General features: G+C 45.0%; 11 protein-coding genes and 1 pseudogene. 8 read left to right on the plus strand and 4 right to left on the minus strand.

Annotated features, from left to right (window positions below; all coding sequences use genetic code 11):
- Nucleotides 1-68: 68 nt before the first annotated feature.
- Complete coding sequence (locus NDI33_RS13845; protein WP_190678864.1) at nt 69-2,075, minus strand: AAA family ATPase; 2,007 nt, start codon at nt 2,073-2,075, stop codon at nt 69-71.
- Nucleotides 2,076-2,686: 611 nt separating this feature from the next.
- Here NDI33_RS13845 and NDI33_RS13850 point away from each other — a divergent pair.
- Nucleotides 2,687-5,158, plus strand: coding sequence for a DUF4157 domain-containing protein (locus NDI33_RS13850; RefSeq protein ID WP_190678866.1), 2,472 nt, complete (start codon nt 2,687-2,689; stop codon nt 5,156-5,158).
- Nucleotides 5,159-5,301: 143 nt separating this feature from the next.
- Here the strand turns inward: NDI33_RS13850 and NDI33_RS13855 are convergent.
- A pseudogene (locus NDI33_RS13855) lies at nt 5,302-5,566 on the minus strand (XisI protein).
- A 35-nt stretch (nt 5,567-5,601) separates the two neighbouring features.
- Between NDI33_RS13855 and NDI33_RS13860 the strand changes: the two are divergent.
- The 5 genes from NDI33_RS13860 (at nt 5,602) to NDI33_RS13880 (ending at nt 11,237) form a co-directional block, all read left to right on the plus strand.
- A complete protein-coding gene (locus NDI33_RS13860; protein WP_190678869.1) occupies nt 5,602-5,934 on the plus strand; it encodes a hypothetical protein in 333 nt (110 codons plus the stop codon).
- A 270-nt stretch (nt 5,935-6,204) separates the two neighbouring features.
- Nucleotides 6,205-7,854, plus strand: coding sequence for a M48 family metalloprotease (locus NDI33_RS13865; RefSeq protein WP_190678879.1), 1,650 nt, complete (start codon nt 6,205-6,207; stop codon nt 7,852-7,854).
- 200 nt (nt 7,855-8,054) lie between these two features.
- Nucleotides 8,055-8,720 (plus strand): class I SAM-dependent methyltransferase, encoded by a 666-nt coding sequence (locus tag NDI33_RS13870; protein WP_190678881.1) that lies wholly within the window; start codon nt 8,055-8,057, stop codon nt 8,718-8,720.
- Between the two features lie 118 nt (nt 8,721-8,838).
- A complete protein-coding gene (locus NDI33_RS13875) occupies nt 8,839-9,702 on the plus strand; it encodes an NAD(P)-binding domain-containing protein (RefSeq protein ID WP_190678882.1) in 864 nt (287 codons plus the stop codon).
- A gap of 215 nt (nt 9,703-9,917) precedes the next feature.
- The gene (locus NDI33_RS13880) at nt 9,918-11,237 is read left to right on the plus strand and encodes an alkaline phosphatase PhoX (RefSeq protein ID WP_190415864.1); all 1,320 of its coding nucleotides are present in this window, start codon (nt 9,918-9,920) and stop codon (nt 11,235-11,237) included.
- A gap of 93 nt (nt 11,238-11,330) precedes the next feature.
- Here NDI33_RS13880 and NDI33_RS13885 read toward each other — a convergent pair whose 3' ends face one another.
- Both NDI33_RS13885 and NDI33_RS13890 read right to left on the minus strand, forming a co-directional pair.
- A complete protein-coding gene (locus NDI33_RS13885) occupies nt 11,331-12,071 on the minus strand; it encodes a class I SAM-dependent methyltransferase (protein ID WP_190678988.1) in 741 nt (246 codons plus the stop codon).
- A gap of 589 nt (nt 12,072-12,660) precedes the next feature.
- The gene (locus tag NDI33_RS13890; protein ID WP_190434516.1) at nt 12,661-13,167 is read right to left on the minus strand and encodes a hypothetical protein; all 507 of its coding nucleotides are present in this window, start codon (nt 13,165-13,167) and stop codon (nt 12,661-12,663) included.
- Between the two features lie 157 nt (nt 13,168-13,324).
- On the opposite strand from NDI33_RS13890, the gene NDI33_RS13895 reads away from it, so the two are divergent.
- Nucleotides 13,325-13,909 (plus strand): thioredoxin family protein, encoded by a 585-nt coding sequence (locus NDI33_RS13895; RefSeq protein ID WP_190429335.1) that lies wholly within the window; start codon nt 13,325-13,327, stop codon nt 13,907-13,909.
- Between the two features lie 111 nt (nt 13,910-14,020).
- Nucleotides 14,021-14,989: a molybdopterin-dependent oxidoreductase gene (locus NDI33_RS13900; RefSeq protein ID WP_242033282.1), complete on the plus strand. Its 969-nt coding sequence runs from the start codon at nt 14,021-14,023 to the stop codon at nt 14,987-14,989.
- The last annotated feature ends 71 nt before the right edge of the window (nt 14,990-15,060 follow it).

Here is a 15,060-nt window from a genome sequence, read left to right on the forward strand (position 1 = left end):
AACTCAGGTTTCTAAATTCACAATCGAAATTCCTACCTGTAAGGAATCGGCACTTCAACTTAAACAGATCAGAGCCAACCTTTAATTTCTACATCAGTGAGCGATCGCTCTAACTTGACATATTCACTTTTGGTCGCTTGTAGAATATGTTTCATCATCACCGGCTCTCCGGCATTGGCTGCTAGAAAAGCGGCATTCAAGGAAATATTGCGGATATTTCCTCCCGCTACATTTAGCTTTGCCAGCTTGCTCATATCTAGCCCTTCAGTCGGGGTCTTTTTGGGGAAGATCCGCTGCCAAATTTCCGCTCTTTGGCTGGCATCGGGGAAGGGAAACTGCACAATAAATCGGATGCGGCGTAGGAAAGCTTGGTCTAATGAACCTTTCAAGTTAGTCGTCAAAATCGCCAAACCCTGATAAGCTTCCATGCGCTGTAGCAAATAGCTAACTTCAACATTAGCGTGGCGGTCGTGGCTATCTTTCACCTCAGTGCGTTTCCCAAATAAGGCGTCAGCTTCATCGAATAGCAAAATAGCACCGCCTGCTTCAGCAGTATCAAATATCCGCCGCAAGTTCTTTTCGGTTTCTCCAATATATTTGCTAACGACTGCACTCAAGTCGATGCGATACAGGTCTAACCGCAATTCCTTCGCCAGTACATCTGCTGCCATTGTTTTACCTGTACCAGAAGCCCCTGCAAATAAGGCGCTGATACCTAAACCCCGATTGCTCTTACCAGCAAATCCCCAGACTTCGTAAACTTTAGCGCGTTGCCGAAGATGAGCGGAGATATCACGCAGAATCTGGCGTTGTGCTTCTGGCAGCACCAAGTCGTCCCAAGTAGAAGTTGAATCAATGCGTTGAGCTAAATCATCTAAGCGTGGACGTGCTTGGACGCGACAGAAATCCCATAACTGATTTTGAATTGGAGAATCTACTTCAATTTCTAATTTTTCACTTTTAATTTTTAATTGTTCGCAGGCAGATTGAATGGCGGGACTGCTGAGATTGAATTGAGAGACTAGCTCCTCTACGTGTCCGTTTAGTTCAGCAGCGACTGAGCCTAGATTAGTTTTCCAGATAGCAAGTTGTTCGCTGCGGGTAAGTTTGGGAACGTCGAAGGCAATGAGGGGGCGTTGTGGTGAATGCAGCCGTTCTTCTGTAGTAATAATTAGTGGGGTCGTGGTGCCTTGAATGAGCTGCAAAATTGAGGTTGCTCGGACTGAATCACCCGCATTGAAGCGATCGCAATCCAGCAACAGAACACTACCTGTCAAGGCGACTTCGCGTTCCCAGCGTCGGAGTAGCTGAATCAGGTCGTCCGGATCGGTTGGTAAGCGATGGGCGGATATGAGTTTTAAGGGATGCCCCATGAGGGCGCAGGCAGCGACAGCGATTGCCCATTTGTCGCCTACGTCTAAACCACACAGTTGCGGGATAGAGAAAGTAGAAGAATTTCCCGCTTCAGACAAGATAGCTGCTAGCCTGTCTGCTAACTCCTGGTGGGACGGTTGTAGGGGTATATGGCAATACGCTTCTACAGGCAAGGGCTGAATTAGACTCATCAGGCGATCGTCCTGATACGGTTCGCCAAAGAGATAGTGCAGCACGCTCTCATCAATCTGCAAAGAACAGAAGGTAATGACTTGACCTGTACCGACTTGCAGTAATTGCCAGTGACGCAGAGGTGCTTGGGGGGTAAAAGCACTCCAATGACTTTGGGGAAACACTTCCAAAGCTAAACCAAAGGTCGGATAAGCCATTTCCCGATTTCCTTGAGCGTTAGCGCACAGGGCTGAGAAATTAGGAAAAATTGCCATACCGACGCACAACAGCAGAATATTGCGCTCGAAGGGAGACAGGTTGAAGGTAGTGCAGAGTTGCTCTAATGCTGAGGGGGTTGACATAGAGGCAGCGATCGCATCTAAATTCAATGGCTCGTCTGTAACTGTTTCAACTGCTCGATTCTGCTGGCGATCGATGTACTGCTCTAATTTCCGATGCACTCCCGCTACTGCGGTCATCAGATAGTGGGAATTGCTTTTATACCAGCGGTCAGTGGTTGTGATATTCATTAGTTTTCTGACTTCAAACCGCCCTGTAGAAATTACGGATTTATTGTTTGATGCTAAAACACCTTTAACTTTTTTTGGATTAATAAATATATTTACTGACCAATTACAACTAGGAAATTACGTATTTAAGTTTAAATAATTATTAAGTTTATCTTGGTCACAAAAGTCAAAGCTTATAGTGGAAAAAATGACTTGCAATATAGGAAAAACCGCTTTTAGAGGCAGCGTGGGGAAGCAATTTCTGGAGTGAATGTACTGTTTTTGTCAAAGTATCACAGTAAATATGCCAGATTAATTGCTTTATGCTCTTCAGTAGTTTTCCGGAAATGACGGTAAAAAATGTAATTTTTAGGATGAACTGTCCAAAAAATTTCTATTAACGCGATGTGCGACTTATTCTGGAAATCCCTCGCCCCCAAAGGGAGAGAGGCTTTAATTCTTGCTCCCCTTCCCTGATAGGGAAGGGGTTGGGGATTAGGTTTGAGTGAAAGCTGCACGCGGCGTTATTACTAACATTCCAAAGGCAATACATGACATACACAAAAATACATAAATCGAATTCTCGGAGTCCCGAAACTCAGAAGAAAAATCCTTCTTTCACCGCGCCGCCGATGGCAATTCAAACAAAATCGGTTTCAGGAGCGCCGCCAGAAGAGCAGGAAATGCCAAGCTACAAGCCGCTACCAGCCGATGGAGTTGCCAATCATCCCTTGATGCGGAGTCTGTCAGAGGCACAAGTAGTCCAGCGTCAGGAAGAGTCGGGCGAAGAGATGGAACCGATTCAGGCAAAGCTGACTATTGGTGAAGTAGGGGATAAATATGAGCAGGAAGCTGACCAAACAGCACAGCAGGTAGTGAGTCAAATTAATTCACCTCAAGGTCAATCTCTCCAGCGCGAGGAGATGCCCGAAGAGGAAGAACTTCAAATGAAACCTCAACAAGGCACGATCCAGCGTGAGGAAATGCCTGAAGAAGAGGAACTTCAGATGAAACCCACATCAGGTACTATCCAGCGTGAGGAGATGCCTGAAGATGAAGAACTTCAGATGAAACCGATGGTGCAGCGTCAGTCTGATGGTGGTGGAATGGATGCTACGCCTGATTTAGAAGCGTCTATTCAACAAGCTAAAGGGGGCGGTCAACCTCTATCAGACAACATCAAAGAACCGATGGAAAAGGCATTTGGTGCTGATTTCAGTGGGGTGAATGTCCATACTGATGCTCAATCCGATCGGATGAATCAATCAATTCAGGCCAAGGCATTCACGACGGGGCAGGATGTGTTCTTTCGGCAGGGAGCATACGATCCTGGCAGTCGCGGCGGACAGGAGTTGCTTGCACATGAGTTAACTCATGTGGTGCAGCAGAGTGGTGGTAAAGTACAGCGCAAGACAAATCACAAGTTGCCCAGCATACAGACACAACCTGCTGATATTCAGTGTACTCCTGGTGAAATTACAGGAGTTGACTGGTCAGCAGCGACTAAGGCAGTCCCATCGTCAGGGGGTGGGATGGGTGGTGTGATGATCGTCACCATTGGTGGGACGGACTATATTTTGAAAGCAATTAATTCGGGTGCGGCGACGTTATTTGGGGAGAAAGTTTTAGGTGAGATTGGTGGCGCACAAACTACAAAGAGCCAATTAATTCCTAACAATGGTAAAGGTGAAGGCGCAGATATTCACACCATGCTCAAGACGTACATGACTCGTGAGAGCGACAAGAAAAGGAGAGAAAGGTGGGATAACAATTACCCCTTCTTTGAGAAGGCAAAGTATATTGCACTTCAAAAGAATATGAAAATTGGGGGTGGGGAAGAAATGGAAGAAATTATCCATTCAAAGGCTGTTCTTAAGATTCTCCATCCTACTTTACTTTATAACTTAGGCAAAGCAATGGCTGCTGATACTCTCGTTGGTAATGCCGATCGCTTTGAGGAAATGAATAGTGGTAACGCTTTTGTTTTGGCTCGTAATAAAATCGGTGCCATTGATACAACAACAATTCTGCAAAATTATGCAGAATTTATTAAGGAAGCCAACACAATTCCAGAGCTTGAGAATCTCTGCAAGGGTATCGAAACAAATGCACCTAAAGCGTGGGTGCAGTTCATTACTCAATCTGGTCTAGAGCTGGGAGCCAAGGCGCCATCCTCAAACCTGAGGAAATTATTAGCAGGCTTTGACAAATGGTTTCAAGGTTCATTTAAAGGACCACTGATTTTCAAGATTATGGAGTATTTAGATAAGTCAGCCGTGCCATCAGATGAGCAGTGGAATTTAGCCAAGAACAAGATTAAAAAAGGATTTGAAAAGGGAATGGATGAAGTAGATAAAGCTCTTTCTGATCAAGGATATAAACAACTTAAATCGGGTTTTAAAAACCTGGAAAAAGAGTATGGTGAAGATAAAAACTATGATTGGCGTGCTTTTAAAGCAAGACGAGCTTATATTGTTACGTTACGCGAAGGTGGCACACCAGAAGAAGCTGAACAAAATGCCATCAATGTAGCAGAGTATATGTTTGTATGGAAACCAAAGATTAAGTCTATAACCAATATTGAACCGCAATTATTAGAGGTTTCAGAGAAACCTGAAGAATTAAAGCCTCTCGAAAAATTAGGGAGAAAGATTAAGGGTTTCGGAGATTTAAATCGTTCAGAAACTGATAAACAATCAAAAGAAATCAAGAAAAAAGCGCGACAGGGCAAAGTTAAGAATGAGGATTTAGAAAAGGTTCAGGGAGGCGCTCATCGTAGAGATAAAAAAGCTTTGTTCGAGGTCAAGTTTGCCTTATTTTTAGCAAGTATGGAAAAGCGGACGGCAGGGTTCAAAGATTTGAGGGAAGAGCATCTACAGATGAAGAAGCTAGCGGAAGGGAAGGGACCTCAAGCGGAGCTAGCGAAGAAGAAGGTTGAGTTTGTCAAAGCGCTATATTTCTGCCCAGAGCTGGGTGAGATGCTCGAAACCTACAAAGCTATTGGGAACGAGTGGAAAGAGATTTTAAATGACAAAAATGATAAAAGTAAGGTGAAACAGCTAGACCAAAAGCTAGGGGAGCTAATAGAGAACGTATTGGGCTAAATAAATAATCCTGTACTCTCCATCATCCGGCAAGTGCGATCGCATATCTTGTAGGGTGGGTATTGCTGGCAACAACCCCAAAACAAATTCCACACGCTAAATTAGCAATGCCCACCATCGCAGACAACAATTTAAGCAATACCTTATCCAGTGTACTGTCGAACTTCAGGAGGATGAAAACCTAAAACAATTTTCTCTTTAGGAATACCTGCGGCAACAAGTTCATCGGTGATACCTTCTTCAATACCATCTCGTTGAATCCAGATTTTTCCATCCCGAATTTGGATATGTACAAGGCATCCATGAACTCGCAATCCGTCTCGCCATTCCTTCATCTATTAGCAAGAAATGCTTGCGATCTTGGATAACAATTAGTTCGGTAGTAATTTGACCCTAAGTATAGGGAATGTCTTTATCGGGGTGTTTTTGGTAGTTCTGGACAGTTGGATCGCTTGCAATACAATGGTAGAAACCATTACAGTGCATGTGTGCTTGATAGAGGCAAAGAAAAATCTATTAGAGATCAGAATTATAAGCTCGTTAAGGTTCCCGGAAATGGGGATTGTTTCTACAATGCTCTTTTAAAGTCTATGTCATCTTTTGGTGATGTAGGTATGACAGGAAGTGACCTCCGCAATTTAGTAAACACTAAGCTTACAGACCAAGACATTGCGGATGTAGCTATACCTTTAATCACAGATTATGCTCCTACGAAACTTGGTCTTGGGGCAAATTTTATGGCTTTGATGCAATCAGGAAGAACTCAGCATCGATGATGTGAGCTAGAGAAGAAGTGCGATCGCTAAAGATAAATCCAAGAAAAGATGAGCGATCGCCTTTCCCCTCTTATTCTTTTATTTCACGAGCGAGGCATCATATCATTTAGCTGCAAACGCATATCCGGCAAAAGTGCTGAAGCGATCGCATTGCCAACAAATCCTCGTAAAATAAGAACACCTTTGCTTTGCCTTAGTGCAACTGCAATATTTTTTTTAGGCAAAGTTTAAACATCATATCAAAAACTAGAGATACTTTGTTGCTCTGCTATGAAATCTATTCGGAATTCCCTGGCTTTTGCTTTGGTACTGTTGTCAAGTTCTACCGCAGCAGTGCTAGCTGATTCTACTTCGCCTCCTACGGTGATAGTGACTCCAGTTCCGGTTCAAACTGAAACTACAACACCATTACCAGAAGCAACTAGTAAGCCATCTGCTGAGGAAGCAAAACCGGAACCGAGTCCAGAAGCAACCGAAAAGCCGGATACCAAACCAGAATCCGATACAGACGAAAAAGCTGAGGAGGAGGAGAAACCGACTCCAGAAGAAATTGCTCGACAAGAGAAATTAATTGAAGCGGATAAGCTTTATCTGGGGGGACAATTTGCTGCGGCTGAAAAGCTTTACCGGGAGGCAAAAGTTCCTTTTGCTAATGCAACCGAGAAAACTGAGCAAAAAGAAGCCATTACTGACGCGGATAAGTTAGCACCAGCGGGGAGGGTGTATTGGCGCGAAGCTCAAGCGGGTATACAACAAAAACTGGAAAGCAAAATTTTTGTTCCGCTGCAATTTTTAGTAGAGCAGTATCCTGAATTTATTCCCGGTCAGGTAGAGTATGCAAAAGCGCTGCGGGATTACAATCAGGTAGAAAAATCTTTACAGGTTTTGGAACGGGCAAGCACTGTTTATCCTGCCGAACCGATGTTGCTCAAAGCAAAAATTGCAGCATACGGGCAAAATAAAAAGTGGTTGGAAGCTTCGCTGTCAGCACGTCAATTTGCGTTGCTTAACCCGAATCATCCAGAAGCGGCGGAGTTTGCAACGCTAGCGGAAGAGAATCTAAAACGTTATCAATCGCATTTACGCGCCGAATTGAGAGGAAATGCGATCGCTAATGTAATTACGGGTGCTTTAAGCTATGCCTTCACTGGCAGTTTGTTCGGCCCTCTGACTGCCGTTGAAAGCGCCGCACTGATGCTGCGGGGAGAATCTGCGATTGGTCGATCGGTGGCAAAACAAGCCAAACGCGAACTGCCACTGGTTGAAGATGAAGAGGTGTTGAATTACGTTCGGGAGATAGGAAATAAATTAGCAACGGTAGCGGGACGCCAAGATTTTGAGTATGAATTTTTTGTGGTTCTAGATGACGATCTCAATGCTTTTGCTCTACCAGGAGGGAAGGTTTTTGTCAATGCGGGGGCGATCGCTCGCACTCATTCTGAGGCAGAATTAGCCGGTTTATTAGCTCATGAATTATCTCATGCCGTCCTATCTCATGGGTTTCAATTAGTCACACAGGGAAATCTTACGGCTAGTGTGACCGGATTTATTCCTTATGCTGGGAATACTGTCACCAATCTCATCGTTTTTGACTACAGCCGCGACATGGAACGTCAGGCGGATATTCTCGGAACTCGTATTCTCAGTGCTACCGGCTATGCGGCGGATGGGATGCGGAATCTGATGGTGACGCTAAGCAAGCAAGATCGCGATCGCCCGATCTTCAGTTGGCTTTCCACGCACCCGATCACCGATGAGCGGACTCGGTATTTAGAAAGTTTAATTCAGAGTAACGGTTACAACCGCTATGCCTATGAAGGAGTAGCTCGACACAACGAAATTAAGGCAAAAGTGAAAAATATTCTAGCCGAGGCAAAGAAGAAGGAAAAAGAACGCAAACGAAAGCGCGATCGCAATTAGCAATTCAGCGAGTGGACACGATCAACCTAAACATCTGATGTAGCTTAGATTCAGGAACGAAACCCAATATGGACAACGCTTTGATGGGGTACTATCCCTAGAAGGATAAAGCCTTATGGCATGAACGCGCCTCCGCATCTGCTCTATCTAGCCGACAAACTATCCGACAAATACGAGATCATCTACTTAGCCATTAAGCCATGCAAAGAGTATTAGAACCCGAAGTCATGGACAGTTTGGAAGAAGCTGTTGAATATGACGCGATGGACTTTACAGAAATCAACGGGGCATTTGCTCAACGGGCAATTGAGCTAGGAGCAACAAATGCAACTGTTCTAGATGCCGGAACCGGAACCGCTCGAATTCCTATCTTAATTGCACAGCAACGCCCTGAATGGCAAATTTTCGGCATTGATATGGCAGAATCAATGCTGCAACTTGGTAGAGAAAATGTAGAAAAAGCTGGGTTGCAAAAACAAATCATTCTGGAATTTGTTGATGCCAAGAAGCTACCCTATCAAGATGGACAATTTGATATGGTAATTTCCAATAGCCTGTTTCACCACCTACCCAATCCACTGCCATTCTTGCAAGAAGTGAAACGAGTGGTAAAGCCGCAGGGTGCTATTCTCATCCGAGATTTAATTCGTCCTCCAAGCGAGGAAATAATGAATAATTTGGTGGAAAGTATCGGTACAAATTACAACAAACATCAAAAGATGTTATTTCACGACTCTCTCCACGCTGCGTTTACCTTGGATGAAGTGCAAGACTTCTTGCAACAAGCTGGTTTGGAGGGTGTTACAGTTTATCGATCGAGCGATCGCCATTGGACAGCCGAACGAGTCTGGGTTGATCCCTCTTAAATCCGCTTGAATTGCCGTTATCTTTCCTGAGCCTCATTCCCAACCCTCTTTACGCTGAGGAGTGTTGCAGACGGCGTGAGGTTCTTCAGCAACAAGAATTAGAGAGGTCAAAGCAATCGTGAAAGTAGGATTTTTAGGAACTGGGTTGATGGGACAGCCGATGGCTAAAAGGCTGTTAGACGCTAAAATTCCAGTAGTTGCATACAATCGTACTCAGTCAAAGTTAGCACCTTTGCAGGACGCTGGCGCTAAAATTGCCGACTCTCCACAAGAGGCAATTCGCGAGTCTGAGTGCGTAATTTTGATGCTGACAAATGCGACAGCAATTGATGAAGTTCTGTTGTCGGAGGCTTCCCGACCAGAGTTAAAAGGGCGTACAGTCATTCAAATGGGAACGATCTCACCCACAGAAAGTAAAGCGATCGCTTCCCAAATTGTTGCAGCGGGTGCAGAGTATATTGAAGCACCCGTGTTGGGCAGTATTTCGGAAGCAGAAGCCGGTAAATTAATTGTCATGGTAGGTGCTTCCGATGAGCAATTTCAACAGTGGTCGGATTTTCTAAAACATTTTAGCCCTGAACCCCTACATATTGGCTCAGTCGGTGCTGCCGCTGCTGTCAAATTAGCATTAAATCAATTAATCGCTTCCCTCACCAGTGCTTTTGCCCTTAGTTTAGGTTTTGTTCAACGTCAAGGTGGCGACGTTGAGATGTTTATGCAAATCTTACGGCAAAGCGCCCTTTTTGCTCCCACTTTTGATAAGAAATTGCAGCGAATGTTAGATAGGAATTATGAAAATCCCAATTTTCCAACTAAACATCTGCTCAAAGATACTAACTTATTTCTCAATGAAGCTAAGTTAAATGGCTTGAATGTCAACAGTTTGGAAGGTATTCGCCAAATTTTAGAAATGGCACAGGAAATGGGTTTGGCGGATGAGGATTATTCAGCGCTATTTTCTGCGATTAATCCTGAAGATTAATGAGTGTTTTAACGCAAAGCTACGCTAAGCTAAGCGCAAAGGTTCGCGAAGATTCTTAGCGTACTTCTACGTTCATAATTTTTTAGTAAAAACGGAATAAACTAGGCAAGCAATAATATTTTCTGAATAAAAAATTAACCAAGCCTTAATCAAAGCTTTGCCGAAGGTTGATGAACGCCAATTAAGCTGTTCAACGCATAAACGCGGAGAACACCATGTCTTTATCACGGCGGCAATTCTTCACCCTGGCAGGCGCGAGTGCTGCGGGTGCTGTATTAATGTCCCCTCTAGAAGCGCTCTATACCAAAGCAGCCAGGGGTCAATTAGTAAATGGGGGAGGTTATGGCCCACTGATTCCAGATCCCAATGGTTTATTGGATTTACCACGCGGATTTCAATATCGCGCTATCTCTCGGACTGGAGACATGATGAACGATGGCAATCCAGTACCGGGTGGTCACGATGGGATGGGTGCTTTTCCCGGTCCTAATAACACAACTATCTTAATTCGCAATCACGAGTTAAGCCCGAATTCTACCACGCAAGTTGTCGGACTCAAATACGATAATCTCTGTAAAGGTGGCACAACAACTCTAATTGTAGGGGCGAATCGCCAAATACAAAGTCATTTTGCTTCCCTAGCAGGAACCTACCGCAACTGTGCAGGTGGCACGACTCCTTGGGGTTCGTGGATTAGCTCTGAAGAAAATACATCAACTCCCGCTACAAACGATCCAGTTAATATTACGGGAAATGTCAACCAACGTCACGGTTATAACTTTGAAGTTCCGGCGAATGCAAAAACAACTGTGACTCCCGTGCCTTTGAAAGCAATGGGGCGTTTTAACCACGAAGCGGTTGCAATCGATCCAAAAACTGGAATTGTTTATGAAACTGAAGATAGAGGCAATGGTCTCTTCTATCGCTTCATTCCAAATCAACCGGGCAAACTTGTAGAAGGCGGTGTTTTGGAAGCTCTGAAAATTAAAGGAATGCCCCAAGCAATTACTAAAACTAACTTCCCGGTGCGTCAACCAATGCAAGTTGAATGGGTTCGCATCGACAATCCCGACCCGGATACAGATACTGTCCGCGTCGAAGGCTTTAGTAAGGGTGCAGCCCAATTTACACGTGGGGAAGGCATCTGGTACGGCAACGGTGAATTTTACTTTTGTTGCACAGATGGTGGCGCTGCCGGACTCGGTCAAGTTTGGCGCTACGTTCCTGGGAAAACAGCACAAGAAGGCGGCACTCTTGAACTTTTTGTTGAACCAAATGATGTAAATGTATTAGATAGTCCTGATAACATTGTTGTGGCTCCTTTTGGCGATTTGATCATCTGTGAAGATGGTGACGACGAGCAATTTGTAGTCGGCGTCACTCAAAAGGGCGAACTCTACCAATTTGCTCGGAATGCTATCAATGATAATGAGTTCGCTGGTGCTTGTTTTTCGCCCGATGGTCAGACCATGTTCGTGAATATCCAAACTCCTGGCATTACTTTTGCTATTTGGGGACCTTGGGCGAAAGGATAATAAGGGGTAATAGGTAATAGGTAATGGGTAATGGATAATGGGTGATTCTTGCAAAGATAGGAAATTTCGTATCTCTACAGTTACTCTTTCTGATTACCCATTATCTGCAAGGTAAACATTCGTGGTATAGGTTAAATACACATAGCCGCGCTCATTACAAGCGCTTGCATACAGTTCTTGCAAATCTGCCACCAGTTGCTCGTATGCCGATCCTTCTTTAGGGATGTACGATACACTATTTACCCTGCCAATTAGCCCCTCTAAATCTAACTGTTGCCAGTACTCAAAGGTATGGCAGTGGACATCAGGAAAATGCGGACTGGTTAGCAGTGGAGTAGCTGAAACCATCCGCTTTTCTGCTGGATGATTGTTTGATGCAATCTCAACTAAGCGGCTGTAATTTGCTGTGAATTGATCGTTTTGGTCGCGATCGTTCCATACTACCGCTAGTCGTCCCTTTGGCCTGAGAATGCGGCGAAATTCTAGCAATGTTGGTTCTGGATTAAACCAATGGAAAGATTGGAAGCAAGTCACTAAATCAACAGATGCGTTGGGTAAATTCGTGACTTCTGCTGTCCCATCGCGAAACTCTACCAAGGAATGCGGTGATGCAGCTTCTCTCATTGCGGCGTTTGGCTCGATAGCGATCGCATTCACTCCCCGTTGAGCTAACAAACGCGAGGAAATTCCCGTCCCTGCACCAATATCTGCGGCGACCAGTTGTGAAGGATTTCCTAATCCCTTCAGGATAATATCAATAGCGGCGTCTGGATAGTTCGGTCGATACTTGGCGTAATCCTCTGCTCGGTTGGAAAATCGGCTCAGTGGATTCATTGCGTGCAACGGCGTGTCTTTTGAGTTATTTTCTTTCACCAGCGTCACTCACTAATAAATTTTGACGATTTTCGGTATAAGGCTAGAAAAAAAGAATAAAAGTTTCTTTCTTTACCCTAGTTTATTTTTTTTCACGTAAAAGGTCTGATTGATAATAAAATTAGCATTTTTTTAGGAGTTTCAATTATAAAATAATGACTCTTTTACCTACACCTTTGTTGATTTTTCCCTAAATGTTTATTAGTGGAATGCAAACAAAGTTCTTTCTTCAAGATAAAGAGAAACTTTTTATCTTGAACTCTAGACTTTACTCAAGTTCTTATAATATTATAAATTTTGATAAGGAAGAACCATCCTTAAATATTTATTTAGGATATATTTCGATTATTCAAATAATAGCGCTAAGCCTAAGAATTTGTAGTAACTGCAATACGATTTCCTAAATTTCAGTTAAGAGCGATCGCGATAAACTCACGCGATCGCTCTTAACTGGTTTGGGAAATATCAGCGATCGCAAATGCAATAGCCGTTGAGATAAGCCCCAGGATGGGAGCCTGGGGCTTATATTTGCTTTAGACGATTAAAGCTCTCAGCGGGTTTTTTTTCCGGTTCGTCGCCGCAGCTTCTGTGCCAGCGACGAAGCTTCCCGTTCGGCTTTGTAGAGATCGATGGATCGAGCCGTCAGCACTAACGATCCATCAAGCTTTTGCCCGACGTAGGGGAGACTGGTTGCTTTATACTCGCAAATGTCAGCTTTACCCCGAAGGGATTTCAAGTCTGTATTAACTTGAGCTGAGATTGCCTTGAGTTCCTGTATTGCTGCCTCTAGCTCCGCTGAAAGCCGATTGACTTGGGTTGCTTGCGCCTCTAGGTGTTTTAACTTTTCATTCAGATGTTCCTGTAGCAGTTCCTGATAGGTTTTCACCCGTAGTGACGGAATTAACCTTCTGGAATCGCCTGTCTTTCGAGGTCGTCTTTCAGTATTGGCAATCGCTGGCGATGGAACGCGCTTGTGTTTGGCATCACCTTTTACGGGTTGGCGGTCTTCGCCACGTTTCATCTGGACTACTTTGAGGCTGGCTTGCAGTTTTGTCATGTCGATGGCTGGATGGCTACCTAACGACTTGGATGCGGACGCAATCAGTACAATTGTACTATAACGGGAGGCGATCGCTACTTACTCTGGTTTTTTTTTCAGTGGTAGAGCAATATAAGTGGGAGCGCAGTCTACCAAAACCTAAGGAGTGCATACAATGGTGCGAACCGCCTCAACCATGTTGGCGCTGGGCACTACAGCCCCAGATTTCCAGTTGCCGGATGTGGTATCTGGTCAAACCATTTCCCTTGCCACCTTTGCCGATAAGCAGGCATTGCTGGTCATGTTCATCTGCAAGCATTGCCCTTTTGTGAAACACATCCAGGGAGAACTGGTGCAGCTTGGCAAGGATTACGTCGGAGAAGAGATTGGAATTGTGGCAATTAGCGCCAACGATGCCAGCAACTATCCAGATGATGCCCCCAACTCACTCAAAGCAATGGCGAATGAGCTGGGATTCACCTTTCCGTTGTGCTACGACGAAACTCAAGAAACTGCTAAAGCTTATACCGCTGCTTGTACCCCAGACTTTTTCCTCTTTGATGCCAACCAAAGTTTGGTTTATCGCGGTCAATTAGATGACAGTCGCCCCGGTAACGATCGACCCGTCAACGGCAAGGATTTACGAGCCGCAATTGATGCAGTGTTAGCCGGTCAATCAATCCCCTCAGACCAGAAGCCTAGCATCGGCTGCAACATCAAGTGGAAGCCGGGGAATGAACCGACATATTTTCCTCATTAATCGCAGCAACAGGGACTTGTGGAAGGGTGCAGAATCAAGCTTGAAGGTTATAAAGATGATATGAAACCTTCCCGGCTCCCTCTTTCCAGCTGCCTCTTCCTGCTTGTCTTCATGAGCGGATGTCAAAATCAGAAACCAACGAATGCCGAGATGGAGGCGTGGAGAAATGAGGCAATGCAAAAAAACGCCGCAATGGTTGCCGCTCATACGAACAATCGACAGCGGCAACAGTGGAATCTAGAAATTCAGGGGAAAACGGCAGCGGGAAAATCCGTGCGGTTGACTATGCAAGAACTAGACGCGATCGCAACCACCCATATACGGACGCGATCGCCCCATAATACCAGCAACAACCCCGATCGGATTTTTGACTTTCGGGGTGTTGCTATCTCTAAACTGCTCGACAAGTTCGGCATCACTAATAGTAAGGAAGTAACGCTTGTCGCTTTCGATTCCTACCGTGCCACCGTCAGCATTGCAGACTTGCGTGCGTACCCGATTATCATTGCTTTAGAGCGCGATGGAATGCCCATTTCCCGCAGCGAAGGCGGCCCGCTTTCTCTGGTATTTCCTTACACCGAGTACCCGCAGCTTGAGCAAAAGTATCCCGACCGTTTTTGGGCATTTTACGTGACCAACCTGATTGTCGGTACCGAGCCAGTACAACTGCGCGTTGGCGAAACCCCGCTTGATGCCAAAACCATCAGCCAACTGCCACAAGTCACCATCGAAGAAGCTGTTGGCTACCCGATTGGGTGGCCTATTGGCAAAGTCAAGCTCACGGGCGTGCGCGTGCGGGACGTTCTTGCGGCTGCCGGTGTTACCCTGCCAGAAAACGGTATGGTTATCATTCGGGGAAAAGCGCCCGTCTCTCGCAATGCCCTGAATCCAATTCGTTTGGCAGCTAACGAGGTGCGAGACTGCGATATTTTGTTTGCCACGCACTGGGGTAACGAACGCAATCCGATTCCTGCCAAAATGGGTGGTCCGATAACGCTGGCTTTCCCCAGCAATTGTCAAGCGAGATCCGAGAATCAGCGCTGGCTCACTTTTGTGGAACAACTGGAGGTTAGTAAATAATGGCGAATGGTTAATCTGAGTTTTGAGTTTTGAGTTTTGAGTTTTGAGTTCCAAGAAAATTATTTTATTCA

Origin of the sequence: Trichocoleus sp. DQ-A1, assembly GCF_039961955.1 — a bacterium.
In the GTDB taxonomy this organism is placed as follows: Bacteria; Cyanobacteriota; Cyanobacteriia; order Cyanobacteriales; family FACHB-T130; genus FACHB-T130.